Source organism: Sporomusa sp. GT1 (assembly GCF_014634905.1).
Classification (GTDB): Bacteria; Bacillota; Negativicutes; order Sporomusales; family Sporomusaceae; genus Sporomusa; species Sporomusa sphaeroides.
Genome location: NZ_BMBX01000001.1, coordinates 294375 through 311472 on the forward strand (window position 1 = coordinate 294375; position 17098 = coordinate 311472).

The window sequence follows — 17098 nt, forward strand, 5'->3', positions numbered from 1 at the left end:
ATTACTGCTCACCTTCCTTAGCCGGCTTGGCAAACTCAAACCGGAAAGCGCCTTTATATGCCGGAACCACTACTGCCTCTTGCTTTTTAATTGTCACTTGAATACCCCAGAATTGCAAGGTTTCAATAACACCGCCGCGCATTTTCAGTGCATTTTCCAATGTTGTGGGTTCTCCGATAGCCCGCACATCATAAGGTGGCGAGTAACGGGAGTTATTCACCGATAAAGTTGGACCGGCACAGCGAATTTCCGAGCTGGCAATGAGCCGCTGCTCATTAATAGAAATAGCCTCAGCGCCTGCCGCCCATAATTCGTTAATGACTTTTAGGATATCATCATCATGAATAAGATACAGGTTAGGGTTTTCCCCCGGTTTGGACGGCCGTTTGCTATCATCAATTGTTACAATAATTCCTGGACCTTCTACAGCTACTACACCGGCGCCCATCCTTACCCGGTCAAATTCCTTGGATGCAACTTCAACACCTGAAGTGCGTTTTAAATCCTGAACCTGCTTAGCCAGCTCATCCCGTTCCTTTTCAGTCTGGTTCAGCCGTTGGGATAAATCCTCTACCCTTTGATAGGGAATACTTGATTTAATATCCTCAGTGGTACGATATTGTACCGCCAGCATAATACCCAGCACTACACAGACCAAGGCAATGGCAAATTGCCCCTGCTTAATAGGTAACAAAATATCGTCTCCTTTCCAATTTCACCTTATTTGTCCCGTATTTTGATAATGGGTGAAGTATAGTTAAGATCTATATATTCAACAACCATTTTTTTTGCGGAAATTTCCTGTAAAATTTCACCTGTTAATTTGGCTTTTTCCATAAGCCGTTGATTGTCACCCACCCGAATATAAATCGAGCCGGTGGTATAAGCTACAAGTTCATCAGCAGACTTAATGTTAACCTCGGATAATTGGTTTAAGACCTCCTCATCCAGCGCCGCCAAGTATGTTAATACATTTAAAAGTCCAGGATTATTCACTTGGTCACCAACATATACATTCCCCAAACGGACGCCGGTAATAACAGGCACTTTGACTTGTTTCAAATTTTTAAAAGCCGCCATAACTATGCCCTGCCTGTCAATTTCCACAAAACCATACTGATTGGCGACAAATGCCAGCGGCTGACGTTCCTGAATATGAATACCGATAGTAGCCGGAAATTCTCTTTCAACCTGCACTTCAGCCACCCGCAGGTCATTCAGCAATCGGTCCCGTATTTCCGGGGTTTTCAGCCGAAAAATATTTACTTGTTCAGGAACACCCGCAACACGCAATACATCTTCGACAGCAATATACTTATTGCCGGAGACAACGACTGTCCCTACCGTAAAATAGGAAGAATTAATAAATAAAAAAAATGCTATCAGCACTGCCAAAGCCGCCAGACAAAGCGCGAATCGCGAAGCCCGGCGCTTCCTGTCCGCTTTCAAGCGTTCTGCCGTTTGCATGCAATCACTCCTGTAGACACCTTATGCAGTAATTATACAACGGATTGTCCGCTAAAGAAATAAAAAAATGAGCAGTTAATACTGCCCATTTCACCTTTTATTCAGCTACCATCAACAAAATGCGTTCACACAATTCGTCAAAACCTATACCGACAGCAGCTGCTGCCTTGGGCACAAGGCTGGTAGCCGTCATGCCTGGAATAGTATTAATTTCCAGAACATAAGGTTGATTATCGTTGCCCAGCATGACGTCAACCCGGCCAATACCCCGGCAGCCCAGCAGCTTATATGCGGCAAGCGCTATGCGTTGTACATGGTCGGCAACCTGGGTTTCCAGTCTGGCCGGCACAATATATTCGGTGGCTCCCTTAGTATATTTAGACCGATAATCATACCGTCCGGATTGGGGTACTATTTCGATGATGGGCAGTGCCTCCGGCTGGTCGGTACCAAGTATGGAAACAGTCAGCTCTTGCCCCCGGATAAATTCTTCAACAACAATGTGACCGCTGTAGTTAAAAGCTTCCCGCACAGCTGACCCAATATCACCGGCCTTTTCGACAATGATGACACCGATGCTTGAGCCCTGAGCGGCGGCTTTTACTACTACCGGCACACCAAAGGTAGTTAAAATGTCCTCTGCCACCAAAGCCAAATCTGTATCCTGTTTGCTGTACAGCCGGGACTGCGGGGTAGGTATCCCTGCAGACATAAACAAGCGCTTGGTTATCGCTTTATCCATGGCCATCGCACTGGCTAACACTCCTGAACCGGTATACGGTATTCCCAGCATCTCCAGGGTACCTTGCATCAGTCCGTCTTCACCATACAGTCCATGAATAGCATTAAAGACTACATCAATCTGCTCTTGTTTAAGCTGTTCAATGAAATTAGGGGGATCAAGGTCTACGCCAACGGCAGTATACCCTTTTTCTCGCAGCGCTGTTAAAATAGCCCGCCCTGTATTTAACGATACTTCTCGTTCAGACGACGGTCCACCCATGACAACTGCAATTTTTTTGTTTTTCATAAAAAATCCCCCTTTAGTTACCCTGTCCTTACAATTTGTGCTCCTAAAGACTGCAACTTTTGCTCTAAATTTTCATAACCGCGCTCAATATGATATACCTGTTCAATCTCGGTGGTGCCTTTCGCCGTTAATGCCGCCAAAACCAGCGCACTGCCGGCGCGTAAATCAGGTGCAGCCACAATGGCGCCTGTCAGGCTCGCTACCCCGCGGATAATGGCAGTACGGCCTTCAACCTTGATTTTGGCCCCCATTCGGGTAAGCTCATCAACATGCTTAAACCGGTTCTCAAAAATAGTTTCGGTAATAATACTGGTCCCTTTGGCAATGGTTACTAAGGAGAGCATGGGTGCTTGCAAATCGGTGGGAAAACCGGGATATGGCAGTGTTTTAATATCGACACCTCTAAGCTCCCCGGCCTTTATTCTGATAAAATCATTGCCTGTTGTTATCTGCGCCCCAATTTCCTGAAGCTTATCGGTTACTGAAAATAGATATTCGGGAACAATATTTTCGATAACAATATCACCGCGGGTCATAACTCCTGCGATCAAAAAAGTACCGGCTTCAATCCTGTCGCACATTACCGTATGTTCGGCAGGAACCAGTTTATTTACACCATTAATCCTGATAGTGTCAGTACCTGCGCCGCTGACTTTTGCCCCCATTTTATTCAAAAAAGCCTGCAAATCAGCAATTTCCGGTTCACGAGCCGCATTACGAATAATGGTAGTACCCTTAGCCAGTACAGCGGCCATCATGGCATTTTCGGTAGCACCAACACTGGGAAAATCGAAGTTAACTTCGCCCCCTGTCAGTTCTACTGCTTCGGCATCGATAAAACCAAAACTTTCGTCAACTTTTGCGCCAATTCTCTCTAGAGCTTTAATATGTAGATTGATTGGTCGAGGTCCGATAGCGCAACCGCCGGGATAAGACACTCTAACTTTACGGAATCTTCCTAATAGTGGCCCCATTAAAAATACTGAGGCTCGCATTTCCCGCATCAAATGTTCGGGGATTTCAGCCTTACTGACGTTGGTAGTATCAATAAGCATGGTATGGTCCTGCCTGGATATCTTGGCTCCAAGCAGTGTCAAAATATCCTGCATGGCTTGAATATCACGCAAAAAAGGAACGTCATGAATAACGCTGACACCACAGCACAGAAGCGTTGCCGCCATAATTGGCAAAGTGGCATTTTTGGCCCCGCTGATCCGGACACTGCCACATAGTTGTACTTCTCCTTTGACGATAAATTTCTCCATCGTCTTCCCTCCTAGAAAAGTACAATCACCCTACATCTTATATCTAAGCTCTCCAAAATCCTCTATAAATTAAATTATAATTTTTGCATAAGCTTTTCTACTAATTCTTCGCCAACCTCATAAATATTACCAGCTCCCATAGTCATTATCAAATCTCCGGGCTCGGCAATTTCGGCCAGATACCGGGCAATTTTACTTTTGTCCGGTATATAAGTTACCTGCTGACTGGATTGCCTCTCAACCTCAGCTTTGAGACTTTCACCGCTAACTCCGGGAATAGGTTGTTCACCGGCCGAATAAATGTCGGTAAGAATCAGTAAATCAGCAGAAGTGAAAGCACCGCCGAATTCCTGGCATAAAAATTTGGTACGCGTATACCGGTGCGGCTGGAAGACACAGATTAAACGCTTAGGTTGCGTCTGCCTGGCACCTGACAAAGTGGTAGTAATTTCCGTAGGGTGGTGGGCATAATCATCCACTACCCAAATACCATTAACCCGCCCTTTGGACTGAAACCGGCGTTTAGCGCCCTGGAACAGGCCAAGACCATCCACGATCTGCGAAAAACTGAGCCCGGCTTCCCTGCCTACAGCTACTGCCGCTAAGGCATTGGCCACATTGTGCATGCCAGGCACGCAAATCCTTGCCGTACCTAATGATTCACCCCGGTGATATACATCAAAGATGGTAACCGGACCGTCGGATTTTATATTACGTGCGGTATAATCTGCTTCATGATTCAGTGCATAACTTACATAGCGCCGGTCCAGCTTAGACGCTATATTTCTCACATAAGCGTTATCAAAGCATAGTACGGCCAGCCCGTCTGCCGCCTCAAGCCTATGTAAGAACTCCTCGAAAGTGCGTAATATATTATCCATAGTCTTGTAGTAATCCATATGGTCATTTTCAATATTAGTAACAACTGCAATCTGCGGTGAAAGCTTCAAAAAGGAAGCGTCGCTTTCATCGGCTTCTGCCACCAAATACCGGCCCTGACCGAGTTTGGCGCTGCCGCCTATGGATTCTAATTCACCACCAATGATTATCGTCGGGTCCATACCTGACTTTTCCAGCATGAGAGCAATTATGGAAGTCGTTGTGGTCTTGCCATGAGCACCGGCTACAGCTATGCCCTGCCGCCTGGCCATCAGAAACGCCAGGATATCAGCCCGGTGGTATACAGGAATTGCGTTTTCCCTTGCGGCCCGGACCTCCGGATTGGTTTCGGGAATAGCGGTGGAAACTACCACAGCTTGCGCGTCACCGATATTTTCATAATTGTGGCCAGTATACACTACTGCACCCGCCTGCTCAAGTTTGGCTGTAACAGCTGATTTTTGGGCGTCAGACCCAGATACAGCATACCCCATATCCAGCAGTACTTTGGCAATAGCACTCATACCTGAGCCACCGATACCAATAAAGTGAATTCTTTTTATAGTATTTAACATGATATTTCTCCCCTTTCTTGCGCACCCCTCGATACCGCATCCGCAGAAAGAGTTATTCCCAGCCTATCCGGCTGCTGCCTAGGCATATCATAGTGTATGCAGTGCTTACAGCCATTGTTACCTTATACCCCGCGTTTAAGGTTTTTTCAGACTAAGCGCTAAACGGGCAATGGTTTCTGCCGCTTGCGGGCGCCCTAACTCTTTGCTCTTTTTCGCCATATCGGCAAGTGCTTCCGGGTTGTCCAGCAGCCTTTCAATTGTATCTATTAGTATAGCACTTGATAATTCCTTATCGGCAATAACACAGGCCGCTCCCTGTTTTGCGAGAGCTTGTGCATTGAATTCCTGATGATTTTCAGCCGCATACGGATAGGGTACAAGTATTGCCGGAATGCCTCGGGCTGTTAATTCAGCCAAGCCCACTGCTCCAGCCCGGAAAATAGCCAAATCAGCCGCCGCTAATGCTAACGGCATATTATACAAATACGGTTTGATGATAATATTACCATCACTGGAAATGTCTATACCAGCTTGCTTATTATTGCCAACTATGCTATTATACTCGTTTTGTCCTGTCACATGCAATATTTGAATACGCCTGTTACCGCTAAAATGTTTGTGAACACCAAGCATAGCGTTATTAATACTGCGGGCCCCGCGACTGCCACCGACAACCAACAGGGTGAGTCTGGCAGGGCTAAGCCCCAAGGCAGCCTGTCCTTCCTCACGTGTTGCCGACATGACTTCCGGCCTGATAGGATTACCGGTAAAGATAATTTGTTCAGGCTTGTATTCTGTAAAATATCCCCGGGCCTCTTGGTAGCCGATAGCGATTTTGTCAACAAAGCGTGCCAGAATTTTATTAGTAATGCCTGGTATAACATTCTGTTCCTGAATCATCGACGGTATCTTAAGCAAACTGGCACTGAGCAGCACCGGACCACATACATAGCCGCCGGTGCCTATAACAACATCTGGCTTAAAAGCCTTGACAATCCGGATAGATTTCCAAACACCGCCTGCCGTATTAAACAAAGTCTGCACATTTTTCCAGGAGAGTTTGCGTTCAAGACCGCGCACCTCAATGGTGGTAAAGTCAAAACCTTCTTTAGGAATAATATCGGCTTCAAGACCTTGTTTCGTTCCCACAAATAGTATTTCACAGTGCTCGGCCAACTTGGCTATCTCTCTTGCGATAGTAATGGCGGGGTAGATGTGCCCACCTGTCCCCCCGCCAGAAATAATCATCCGCATAGGTTTGCCCCCTACATTCATTTCCAGCTGACATATCGCGAAACATTAAGCAAAATACCCACTCCGGCCATGGTAAAAATCAGAGCCGATCCCCCAAAACTGAGAAAGGGCAGCGGTATTCCGGTTACCGGCATCGAGGCGGTAACTACTGCGATATTCATCAGCGCCTGTAAAACAATCATACTGGTTATGCCGGCAGCCAGTAAACTGCCATAAACATCCGGCGCCGAGATAGCTATTTTAAAGCCACGCCAGGCAAATAAGAAGAAGAGGATAAGAACAGTGGCCGTACCAATAAACCCAAGTTCTTCCCCTAAAATGGCAAAGATAAAATCGGTGTGCGGTTCAGGCAGATATAAGAATTTTTCCCGGCTGCGTCCCAGTCCAACGCCAAATAAGCCACCTGAGCCAATAGCATATAAAGACTGAATAATATGATAGCCGCTGTTTAGCGGATCTGCCCACGGATCACTAAACGCCAATAGACGCTTTAACCGATATGGTTCGGCAATAATGAGCCCAACAATGCCGAGAACGCCGACTGCCCCTAAAGAACCCAAATGTGCCAGTTTAGCACCGGCGGCAAACAACAGAATAAAGACCGTACCACCGATAACCAGGGCCGTACCTAAATCAGGTTCTTTTAAGATTAAGCCGAATACCACCAAAAGTATAGCTAACTGGGGAGCAACACCTTTCATAAAGCTGCCGATTTTGTCTTGCGTCAGAGCTAAACGGTTGGCGGTAAAGAGCACCATGCATAATTTGGCTATTTCTGACGGCTGCAGATAGAGCGAACCAAACCCCAGCCAACGCCTGGCACCGTTGACTACCTTACCTAACCCGGGAACGAGGACAAGCACTAGCAATAGCAGCGTAACCAGCATGATTGGCTTAGCTAAATTTCGCCAGGCATGATAATCAATATTCATGGTAAGCAGCATCGCCAGGATTCCCAACACGGCCCAGATTATCTGGCGTTTTAGAAAATAGTAGCTGTCATTATAGTTGACATATGCAGAAACAGCACTGGCGCTATACACCATTACTATCCCAAACCCCAATAAACCAATGATGGCAAAAAAGATGACATAATCGGGCGACTTAGGTCTGCCTACCACTCCCGCTCCCCCCTTAACCAAACGCAATTCAACAACCTATGGCTTTAACTCACTAACCGGTGTACCAAATCTTTGAAGGCTTTCCCCCGTTGTTCATAATTATCAAACATATCATAGCTGGCACAAGCCGGTGACAATAGCACCACTTGCGGCGGTTGAGCCAGACTGTGAGCAAGGGTTACCGCCTCATCAAATGAAAATACCTGGTGAACATTTTTTATGTCCTGCCGGGCAGCAGCCTCAGCAAAACGCTGCTGTGCTTCCCCCAGCAGTATTACATGATCGGTTTTTTCTTTAGCCACCTGCATGAACTCGGTCAGGTCTGTCTTTTTATCCCGCCCGCCGGCAATGAGAATAATCTGTCCGTCAAAAGCCTTAAGGGCTTTTATTGAGGATTCAGGATTAGTACCTTTAGAATCATTATAGTAAGCTACACCGTCAATTTCAGCTACAAACTCCAGGCGATGCTCAACACCGGCAAAGGTTTTAAGAACCGCCGCCATAGCTTCTGGCCGGACTCCGGCAAAATAGCCGATGGCGCAGGCTGCCAGCGCATTTTCTATATTGTGACCGCCCTTGATTTTTATATCGCTAACAGCACAAATATCGGTTTTTTTTCCGTCCCAGCTGATTCTGACATTGCCGTCTTCGACAAAAGCACCAGCTGCAAGCGATTGTGTAAGACTGAAATAAACTGCTTTACCGGCTGCCCGCTTAGCCATATCGCGCACAGCCAGATCGTCATAATTCAGGATTATATAATCAGCAGCTTGCTGCTTGGTAAATATTTGTTCTTTCATTTGCTGATAAATATCCATGGTACGATGCCGGTCCAGATGGTCTGGTGTTATATTTAAAATGGCCGCAATATGTGGCCTGAAATTAACAACACCCTCCAGTTGGAAACTGGATATCTCTGCTACAATAATGCCGTCCGGCTTCACTGCCAGTGCTTGCTCAGACAGCGCCGCACCGATATTCCCCCCGACAGCTACTTCCCGTCCGGTAGTTTTAAGCATTTCGCCGACAAGGGTTGTCGTCGTCGTTTTACCATTCGTACCGGTAATCGCCACTATCGGTGCTTCGCTGAGGCGGTATGCCACTTCCACTTCACTCATGACAGTAATCCCCTGCTCCCGGGCGGCAGCAACAAGCGGGCTATAGATAGATATACCTGGCGACAATACCAAATAGTCTACTCCGCGCAAAAGCTCTGCCTGCTGGTTTCCTAATGCCAGCATAATGCCGGCTGATTGCAATGCGGAAAAATCCTTGCCAAGCTGCTCGGCAGGCTTGGCATCGCTTAATGTAACCGCTGCACCTAATTTCCGCAAAATACAAGCTACCGAAATCCCACTTACCCCGGCACCTAAAACCAAAACTTTTTTATTGGCAAATTCCGTCTGTTTAACCACTTAGATACCTCCTGCCCGGCTGACCGCCAAGATACTCAAAGCTATCGCGGCAAACAACGTACCTGCCAGCCAGAACACGGTTACTACCTTGGTTTCCGTCCAGCCGGACAATTCAAAGTGATGGTGAATGGGACTCATTTTAAAAACCCGTTTGCCTGTTGACTTAAAGGAAACAACTTGAATAATAACCGACAGGGCCTCAATAACAAATACACCCCCGACGATAACCAGTAAAAATTCCGTTTTGGTCATCACGGCTACCGCAGCCAGTGCTCCCCCTAATGCAAGCGAACCAGTATCCCCCATAAAAACTTTCGCGGGAAAAGCATTATACCGTAAAAAACCAAGACATGCGCCGGCTAACGCTGCACAAAAGAGGGCTAAATGAGGTTTGCCAAAATAAAGCGAAATTACGGCATAGGCCAATGCAGCTACCGTTGTGGTGCCTGCTGCCAGGCCGTCAAGACCGTCTGTAAGATTGACTGCGTTGGTAGTACCGACAAGCACCAGAAAAATTAATAAATAATATAAAGCCCCAAAATCGACATTGGCTCCCCAAACAGGGATCCATAAATCGGTTCCCCGCCCAAAATAAATGCTGGCAATATAGGAAAGAGCCACAGCCATAATAATTTGTCCCAGCAGCTTTTGCCGGGCCTTAAGCCCCAATGAGCGCTTAAGCACAACTTTGATAAAATCATCCAGAAAACCAATCAAGCCATGACCCAAGGTAACAAATAAGGCTAGTAATACTTCCGGATTGTTGCCGGAAAAAATCAGACTGGGGACAACCAGCGCCAACAAAATCAGCACCCCTCCCATAGTGGGGGTACCGGCCTTTGCATAGTGACGCTCCGGCCCTTCTTCTCTAATACTTTGACCAAATTTCATTCGTCGTAGCATGGGAATAACCACCGGTCCGGCAAGTATGGCGATAGCAAATGCCATCACGGCGGCATACAGCAATTCTTGCATGGTAACCTCCTGTATCGGCTCACTGCTGCTTACAGCAAGATATCGTTAAACGCTTCCAGCATAGTTTCCATCTTCATCCCGCGGGAACCTTTAAGCAAAATGTAATCCCCTGGCTGAAGCAGGCCGCGCAAAGCCAGAGTGGCTTCCTGGTGTCCGGCAAAAGCCTGTGTGGCTTTTACGCCATCCTCACAGGCAGCATCGGCAATATGTTTGGCTAATTCCCCCACTGTCAGCACAATGTCAATACCCAGCGCCGCCGCCTGCCTGCCGATGCGGCGGTGCGCTTCCTTGGCAGCCTCGCCCAGTTCCAGCATATCCCCCAGTACCGCAATCTTGCGGCCCCGGGTCATGGCCGCCAAAGTATCAAGCGCCGCCGCCATAGATAAAGGGCTGGCATTATATACATCATTGACAACCGTGTATTCTCCATATTTTTTTACCTCAAGCCGCATCGCACCCGGAACAAAACTGCCAATACCTGCTTGCAGCTCGGCAGGCTTTAATCCCAGCTCCCAGCCGGTTGCGATAGCAGCAAGCGCATTATATACATTATGGATTCCCACGGTATGCAAAACAACCGGAAAAGAACCGCGCGGACTACAGCAGTCAAATTTGGTTACTAACTCACCATTGTCGTTGTTGCTGATATTTTCAGCCCTCACAACTGCTTCCGGCTGCAAGCCGTAAAACACCACTCTTGCCTCAGTTTTAGTATCCATGGCCCGTACATGAGGATCATCGGCATTGAGAACCACCAAATCATTGCGAGTAATTGCTTCCACAAGCTCGGCCTTGGCCATAGCAATATTTTCGACAGAACCAAGAATCTCCATATGAGTTTCTCCGACATTAGTAATAACCCCCACGGTGGGTAAGGCAATCTCAGTTAACTGGCAAATCTCACCGCGCGAGCGCATGCCCATTTCCACAACAGCCGCTTCGTGACTGGCTTCCAGCTTTAGTAAAGTAAGCGGCAAGCCAATTTCATTATTGAAATTGGCTTCGGTTTTAAGCACATTAAATCTACTGGACAACACCGCGGCCAGCATATCTTTTGTCGTTGTCTTGCCATTAGAACCGGTCACAGCAATGACCGGAATAAGAAATCGCTGCCGGTGAAACCGGGCTAACGCTTGCAAGGCCGCCAAAGTATCTGCTACTTCGATCACCGCGACATTGTCAGGTACCTGAACCGGCCTGCCGGCAATCACCCCGGCCGCCCCTTTAGCCACAGCCTGAGCAATAAAGTCATGGCCGTCAAAACGCTCGCCCACTAACGCAATAAACAAGCTGCCAGGCTGAAGCTTCCTGGTATCGGTAGTAATTCCCCTGAATAATTTTCCGCCGCTGGCTGCAGCCAAACGGCCGCCCGTGGCCTTCAGCACCTCTGGCAACGTAAAATCAGCCATTCTTTTTCATCTCCCTGATAATTTCACGGGCTGCCTGCCTGTCATCAAAATCAATTGTTTTGTCTGCCAAAATCTGATATGTTTCATGACCTTTACCGGCGATAAGCACAACATCCTCAGGCTCGGCAAGTGCTATCGCCCGGGCAATTGCCTGGCGGCGGTCAGCAATTTTCTCATACTGTTTGCCGGCCTGATTGCCGGCTAAGGCTTCTTTGATCCCGACTTCTATATCTGCCAATATTTTTTCCGGGTCTTCACTGCGGGGGTTATCTGAGGTAGCGATGACTATATCACCATACTGCACGGCCAGTTTGCCCATAACCGGGCGTTTCGTGCGGTCGCGGTCCCCGCCGCAGCCAAAGACGACCAGGATTTTGCCTGCAGCAAACTGTTTTGCTGTTCTGAGCACATTTTCCAAACCATCAGGCGTATGGGCATAGTCAACAATAACAGTAAACGGCTGCCCGGCCTGCACCAGTTCAAATCGCCCCGGTACGCTGGTAAACTCCTCAAGCGCTTGTTTAATTGTCTCCGGGTTAACACCTTCCGCCAAGGCGGCTCCTACTGCTCCTAATACATTATACACATTAAACATCCCGGTAATACTGAGCTTTAGTTCTCTTTTGCCAAAGGGCCCATGAATGTCAAAGCTGACGCCTGCCGACTTAACGTCAATATTGGCCGCGGTTAAAACCGCATTATTCGTAACAGCATAACTTATTACCGGACAAGATGAATATCCGGCCATTGGCACACCGGCGCTATCATCGAAATTAATTACCGCGGCTTTACCTGTTTTGGTGTTTTGCGGCCGGCTTAAGGAGCGAAACAACCCGGCTTTGGCATCAATATAATTCTCAAAAGTTTGGTGAAAATCCATATGATCCTGGGTCATGTTGGTAAAGACACCAACATCAAACTCGCAACCGGCCACCCGGTTTAGCGCCAATGCGTGAGAGGAAACCTCCATTATAGCATAGTCTATGCCGCTATCAACCATTTCCGCCAGTGTGCTTTGCAGTTCAATGACATCAGGAGTGGTATTTTTAACAGGCAGCACTCTGTCTTCAATCAATGTCTGAATGGTCCCGATTAAGCCGACTTTATAAGCAGCTTGCCGTAAAATACTACGAATCAAATACGTGGTCGTCGTTTTGCCATTCGTGCCTGTTACCCCAATCATCCGGAGCTTATGTCCCGGATAGTCATAAAAATAGGGTACAACCGCCTGCATGGCCGCCCGGGTGCTTGCTACTTTAATAATGGTTATCGCCGCATCTGGCGGCTCTGGCACATCTTTTTCCACTACGACGGCAACTGCACCACGCCGGGCAACTTCGGCAACAAAATCATGCCCGTCAGCATGAACGCCGGTTAAGCAAAAAAACATAGTCCCGGGAACCACTTTACGGGAATCATGCGCCACCGCAGCAATGGTTTGGTCAAGCCGTCCCCCTACCACAGGCTGCGGCAATAATGCCACCAATTGTTCTAATTTCTTGGCCATAAAAATTCCTCCTGCCTACATTACGAAAAAAATTAGTGAATCAATAACCCCATTATACTATTTTTACCAAAATCAGTTATATATAGTATACAAAATATACAAAAAATCTTTATTGACATTCTGAGAATAAAATGCCGCTACTCAAAATAGACGTCAATACTTGTTCCTGATAACACTTTACTGCCAGGCAAAGGATCTTGTTTGATAACTTTGCCGTCTTTACCGTCTATTCCAACCGGATTAATGACAAAGCCTAGTTCTGCCAGCATATCAGCTGCCTCCCGCTGTGTCCGTCCGGTTAGATCCGGCACAGTAACCTCACCGGCCACATACCTTGGCGTCATAGTATACAGCAATACCCCGCCGCCAGGCGGCATGCGGCTGCCAGGCTTAGGAATCTGATCGGCTATTCTATCGCCTGCTTCCTCTATCCGTGGAGTCAAGCCGGCTTTTTTCAGTTCCGCCACAGCTTCCGGAACGCTTAAATTAATTAAGCTGGGAACCAGTACATGGGCCTCGGTCGTCCCGGATTTTGCCGACGGGGACAACTGGGGGCTAATTTTGAGATATTGCAATACATCTTTCATTACGGCGCCAAATACCGGGGCGGCAATTTGTCCGCCATAGTAAAGCCCGACAGGTTCATCAATAATCACCAACAGAGCTACCTGGGGGGCGTCAGCCGGCGCAAACCCGACAAAAGACGCCACATATTTGTCAGGTGAATATCCGCCTGCACCGACCTTTTGCGCCGTACCCGTTTTTCCGGCAATCCTGAACCCCTCAATATATGCATTTTTCCCGGTACCTTGCGATACTACCGACTCCAATATTTCATTAACTTGCTTAGTTACCGAAGTATCAAGCACTTGCCGGACAACGTCCGGCTGAAACCCTCTGATAACCTGCCCGGATTTGTCCTTCACTTCTCTGACAATCTGCGGCCTTAACAGCTTGCCGTCATTGGCCACCGCTGCTACCGCGGTAACCAGTTGAACAGGAGTAACCGCGATACTCTGCCCGATTGACATGGTTGCAATATTAATCGGCGTTGCTTTAGTACGGTCAATAGTAATACCCTTTGCTTCTCCCGGCAAATCAATATTGGTGTGACGGCCAAAGCCAAAGTCGTCAATATACTTGTAAAAGGACTCCCGTCCTAACCGCAATCCTACAGTAACAAAACCGACATTGCAAGAGTTTTGTACCACTTCGGTGAAGCTTTGACTGCCATGCCCCCCATGTTTCCAGCAGTGAATATGGCGTCCCTGCACTTCCACTTCACCAGGATCAAAAAACCTGTCTTCCGGTCTTACAGTATGTTCTGACATAACGGCAGAAGTAGTAATAATCTTGAAGGTTGATCCAGGCTCATAGGAGTTGGAAACGGCAATATTACGCCAAAGTTTAGGGGAATACTCACTGAATTTATTAGGATTATAATCCGGTTTGTTGGCCAAGGCCAAAATACTGCCGTCACGTGGATCAATGGCAATAATCGTGGCCGCTTTGGCCTGAGTCTCTTTCATCACCCGTTCAAGTTCACGCTCAATAATCTGCTGAATAACCACATCAATGGTAAGGTAAATATCATTTCCTTCAACAGGAGCTACAAACCGGTGTGAAGCGTGCGGTATCTCCCGGCCCCTGGCATCATATTCGATGACAATACTGCCGGAACGTCCCTTTAAATAGCTGTCAAACGTCATTTCCACACCATCTAAACCCTGGCTGTCAATCCCGTTAAACCCCAGAACATGGGCAGCCAAATTATCATTAGGATAATGGCGTTGACTTTCCTGTGTCAGACCAATGCCCGGAATATTAAGCAATTGTACCTTACGGGCTGTCTCAGCATTAATTTTTCGTTTGACCCAGGTAAAAGCCTGGCGCCTTTTTAGCTTGTTTTTAAGATTAGTTTCATCCAACGCCAAAATAGCAGCCAGACTGGCTGCTGTTTCTTCAGGATTCCGTATTTCGGCTGGTATTGCATATACAGATTCAGTACTGACACTAACCGCAAGTTCGCGGCCATTTCGGTCGTAAATAATGCCTCGTTTGGCTTCAACAGGAATTTCACGTATGCGTTGATCAACAGCGTTTTCCGAAAGCCAGGCGCTCTTATAAAACTGGAGATAGAGTAAGCGACCAATCAACCCCACCATAATTACCGATATGACAAGAAAAAGGAAAGCCACCCTCTTCCTGATGGTAACATGCGAAACAGATGCCACCTATATATCTCCCCCATCGTCTAAATTACCGCCCTTTACTCGCCTCCGCTTTATGTACTTTGATTGCGCTCAGCATCTGCTCAGCAATACTCTCCGGCTGGACAGGCACTGTTAAGGACTGATCGGCTGAAGGTGTGGCTGCCGCTGCGAAATAGGCATTCCTAGGGATAACCATGCCTAACTCGTTCATCGCAATGGCTTCGATACGCTGCGGTGATTTCAATTTTGCAATATCCAGACGCAAGAGCTCATTTTCTTTTTCCAGCTTTGCTACCTGGCTTTTAACTTTCACTAAATCATAGCCTGCTTGAACAATGGCAGCACTTTGCATAGTTGTAACCACAGCAATTAGTATCGCCATGGAAACTAATATCAGACACTTAACACGCAATTGTTTGTCAGCTTTTTGCACAATCTTCGGCGCAGGTGAAGCGGCTTCTTGTTCATAAACATACAGTTCTTGTTTTTTCTGTACTAACATCTTTATTGCTCCTCCCCACTATTTAGAACAATTTATCATGCTAACTTTTCGGCTAACCGCAGCTTGGCACTCCGGGCCCGTGGGTTATATTCAAGCTCGGTGGACGATGGCAGGATAGGTTTACCCTGCACCTTAACCTTTGCTTTCGTATTGCAAATACAAATCGGCATTTTGGGCGGACAGACACAGTTTTTGGCCAACTCCTGGAGCGTCTGTTTGGCAATCCGGTCTTCCAGCGAGTGGAAGGTGATGATCCCGATACGTCCTCCCGGCTTCAGTCTGTCGACTGCGGTGATAAAAGTATCCCGCAAAATTCCCAGTTCGTTGTTCACTTCGATTCTAATGGCCTGAAAGGTTCTTTTGGCAGGATGCGGGCCGCCCTGGCGTGCTCCGGCAGGAATAGCCTTCTTGATAACCTCCACCAGCTGCCCTGTTGTTTCAATACTGCTTTTGGCTCTATTTTCAACAATAAATTGAGCAATTCGCTTTGCCCAGCGTTCTTCCCCATAATCGGCAATAACAGCTGCCAGATTCTGTTCACTGTAGCTATTGACAACCTCATAGGCGGAAAAATCGGCATTAGGATTCATCCGCATATCAAGCGGCGCATCCTGCATGTAGGAAAAGCCCCGTTCAGCAACATCCAGTTGATGTGATGAGACTCCCAAATCAAACAAAATGCCATCCACCAAACCGGTCTCTAAATGCTCTAACACCGAACCTAAGTTGCGGAAATTATCCTGAACAATACTTATCCGGCAGGCAGCTCCTGATAAACGCTGCTTGCCGGCTTCCACGGCTGACGGATCCTGGTCGATGCCGATTAACCAGCCGGTTGGTGCTAACTGTGCAGCCAAACAGGCCGAATGACCCCCGCCCCCAAGTGTACAGTCTACATAAATTCCCCGGGGATTAGAAAATATACCGTCAACACTTTCTTTTAATAATACACTGGTATGTTCAAAGTCTCGCACTCTTTACCCACTCGTTTCGGTTATAGTTATAATTAAATGCCTAAATCAGCTAAATTCTCCGCAATAGCAGTAACCGTAGGATTAATCTGCCGGTTATATTCATCCCAGGCCGCTTTATCCCAAATCTCAATCCGGGTCGATACGCCAATGACAACCACATCCTTGTCCAATTGAGCATGCTCCCGTAAATTGGCTGGCAATAGCACCCTGCCCTGCTTATCGCATTCCAGTTCAGCCGCTCCGGAAAAGAAAAATCTCACAAAAGCTCTGGCCTCCGGCTTAGCCAATGGCAGCTTTTTCAATTTTTCTTCTAGGATAGCCCACTCATCCCGGGTATATACAAATAAGCAATTATCTAATCCTTTAGTGGCAATACAGGTTTCTCCCAACTCCTCACGGAATCTTGCGGGAAAAATCAGCCGTCCTTTATTGTCAATGGTATGCAGGTATTCACCCATAAACACGGCTGTCATCACCACCATAAGAAAAATATAACCACTTTCCACCACTTT

The 17098-nt window shown here is 47.3% G+C and carries 15 protein-coding genes; all 15 read right to left on the minus strand.

Annotated elements, in window-relative coordinates; all coding sequences use genetic code 11:
* Window position 1 precedes the first annotated feature (1 nt).
* The gene (locus GT1_RS01560; RefSeq protein ID WP_075754911.1) at window positions 2-694 is read right to left on the minus strand and encodes a DUF881 domain-containing protein; all 693 of its coding nucleotides are present in this window, start codon (window positions 692-694) and stop codon (window positions 2-4) included.
* A gap of 26 nt (window positions 695-720) precedes the next feature.
* Window positions 721-1467: a cell division protein FtsQ/DivIB gene (locus GT1_RS01565; protein WP_075754909.1), complete on the minus strand. Its 747-nt coding sequence runs from the start codon at window positions 1465-1467 to the stop codon at window positions 721-723.
* A gap of 97 nt (window positions 1468-1564) precedes the next feature.
* A complete protein-coding gene (locus tag GT1_RS01570; protein ID WP_188396874.1) occupies window positions 1565-2497 on the minus strand; it encodes a D-alanine--D-alanine ligase in 933 nt (310 codons plus the stop codon).
* Between the two features lie 17 nt (window positions 2498-2514).
* A complete protein-coding gene (gene murA, locus GT1_RS01575) occupies window positions 2515-3762 on the minus strand; it encodes a UDP-N-acetylglucosamine 1-carboxyvinyltransferase (protein WP_188396876.1) in 1248 nt (415 codons plus the stop codon).
* 74 nt (window positions 3763-3836) lie between these two features.
* On the minus strand, window positions 3837-5216 hold the full coding sequence (gene murC / locus GT1_RS01580) for a UDP-N-acetylmuramate--L-alanine ligase (protein ID WP_188396877.1): 1380 nt from the start codon (window positions 5214-5216) through the stop codon (window positions 3837-3839).
* Between the two features lie 135 nt (window positions 5217-5351).
* Window positions 5352-6470, minus strand: a complete 1119-nt coding sequence (gene murG, locus GT1_RS01585) for an undecaprenyldiphospho-muramoylpentapeptide beta-N-acetylglucosaminyltransferase (RefSeq protein ID WP_188396879.1) — start codon at window positions 6468-6470, stop codon at window positions 5352-5354.
* Between the two features lie 17 nt (window positions 6471-6487).
* Window positions 6488-7591, minus strand: a complete 1104-nt coding sequence (gene spoVE, locus GT1_RS01590) for a stage V sporulation protein E (protein WP_188396882.1) — start codon at window positions 7589-7591, stop codon at window positions 6488-6490.
* Between the two features lie 44 nt (window positions 7592-7635).
* A complete protein-coding gene (gene murD, locus GT1_RS01595; protein ID WP_188396884.1) occupies window positions 7636-9006 on the minus strand; it encodes a UDP-N-acetylmuramoyl-L-alanine--D-glutamate ligase in 1371 nt (456 codons plus the stop codon).
* Complete coding sequence (gene mraY, locus GT1_RS01600) at window positions 9007-9981, minus strand: phospho-N-acetylmuramoyl-pentapeptide-transferase (RefSeq protein ID WP_075754896.1); 975 nt, start codon at window positions 9979-9981, stop codon at window positions 9007-9009.
* A 29-nt stretch (window positions 9982-10010) separates the two neighbouring features.
* Complete coding sequence (gene murF / locus GT1_RS01605) at window positions 10011-11390, minus strand: UDP-N-acetylmuramoyl-tripeptide--D-alanyl-D-alanine ligase (protein WP_188396886.1); 1380 nt, start codon at window positions 11388-11390, stop codon at window positions 10011-10013.
* Complete coding sequence (locus GT1_RS01610) at window positions 11383-12897, minus strand: UDP-N-acetylmuramoyl-L-alanyl-D-glutamate--2,6-diaminopimelate ligase (RefSeq protein WP_188396888.1); 1515 nt, start codon at window positions 12895-12897, stop codon at window positions 11383-11385. The genes murF and GT1_RS01610 overlap by 8 nt, the downstream gene beginning before the upstream one ends.
* A gap of 137 nt (window positions 12898-13034) precedes the next feature.
* Entirely contained in the window at window positions 13035-15131 is a 2097-nt protein-coding gene (locus tag GT1_RS01615) for a stage V sporulation protein D (RefSeq protein ID WP_188396890.1), read from the minus strand.
* Between the two features lie 25 nt (window positions 15132-15156).
* Window positions 15157-15612, minus strand: a complete 456-nt coding sequence (gene ftsL / locus GT1_RS01620; protein WP_188396892.1) for a cell division protein FtsL — start codon at window positions 15610-15612, stop codon at window positions 15157-15159.
* Window positions 15613-15647: 35 nt separating this feature from the next.
* A complete protein-coding gene (gene rsmH / locus GT1_RS01625) occupies window positions 15648-16586 on the minus strand; it encodes a 16S rRNA (cytosine(1402)-N(4))-methyltransferase RsmH (RefSeq protein WP_188396894.1) in 939 nt (312 codons plus the stop codon).
* 32 nt (window positions 16587-16618) lie between these two features.
* Window positions 16619-17050, minus strand: coding sequence for a division/cell wall cluster transcriptional repressor MraZ (mraZ, locus tag GT1_RS01630; RefSeq protein ID WP_083945532.1), 432 nt, complete (start codon window positions 17048-17050; stop codon window positions 16619-16621).
* Between the last annotated feature and the right edge of the window lie 48 nt (window positions 17051-17098).

Coding starts and splice junctions, on each gene's coding strand:
- GT1_RS01610 (WP_188396888.1), bottom strand. CDS start 12,897: ATGGCCAAGAAATTAGAACAATTGGTGGCATTATTGCCGCAGCCTGTG.
- GT1_RS01565 (WP_075754909.1), bottom strand. CDS start 1,467: ATGCAAACGGCAGAACGCTTGAAAGCGGACAGGAAGCGCCGGGCTTCG.
- ftsL (WP_188396892.1), bottom strand. CDS start 15,612: ATGTTAGTACAGAAAAAACAAGAACTGTATGTTTATGAACAAGAAGCC.
- murC (WP_188396877.1), bottom strand. CDS start 5,216: ATGTTAAATACTATAAAAAGAATTCACTTTATTGGTATCGGTGGCTCA.
- murF (WP_188396886.1), bottom strand. CDS start 11,390: ATGGCTGATTTTACGTTGCCAGAGGTGCTGAAGGCCACGGGCGGCCGT.
- mraY (WP_075754896.1), bottom strand. CDS start 9,981: ATGCAAGAATTGCTGTATGCCGCCGTGATGGCATTTGCTATCGCCATA.
- GT1_RS01570 (WP_188396874.1), bottom strand. CDS start 2,497: ATGAAAAACAAAAAAATTGCAGTTGTCATGGGTGGACCGTCGTCTGAA.
- murG (WP_188396879.1), bottom strand. CDS start 6,470: ATGCGGATGATTATTTCTGGCGGGGGGACAGGTGGGCACATCTACCCC.
- murA (WP_188396876.1), bottom strand. CDS start 3,762: ATGGAGAAATTTATCGTCAAAGGAGAAGTACAACTATGTGGCAGTGTC.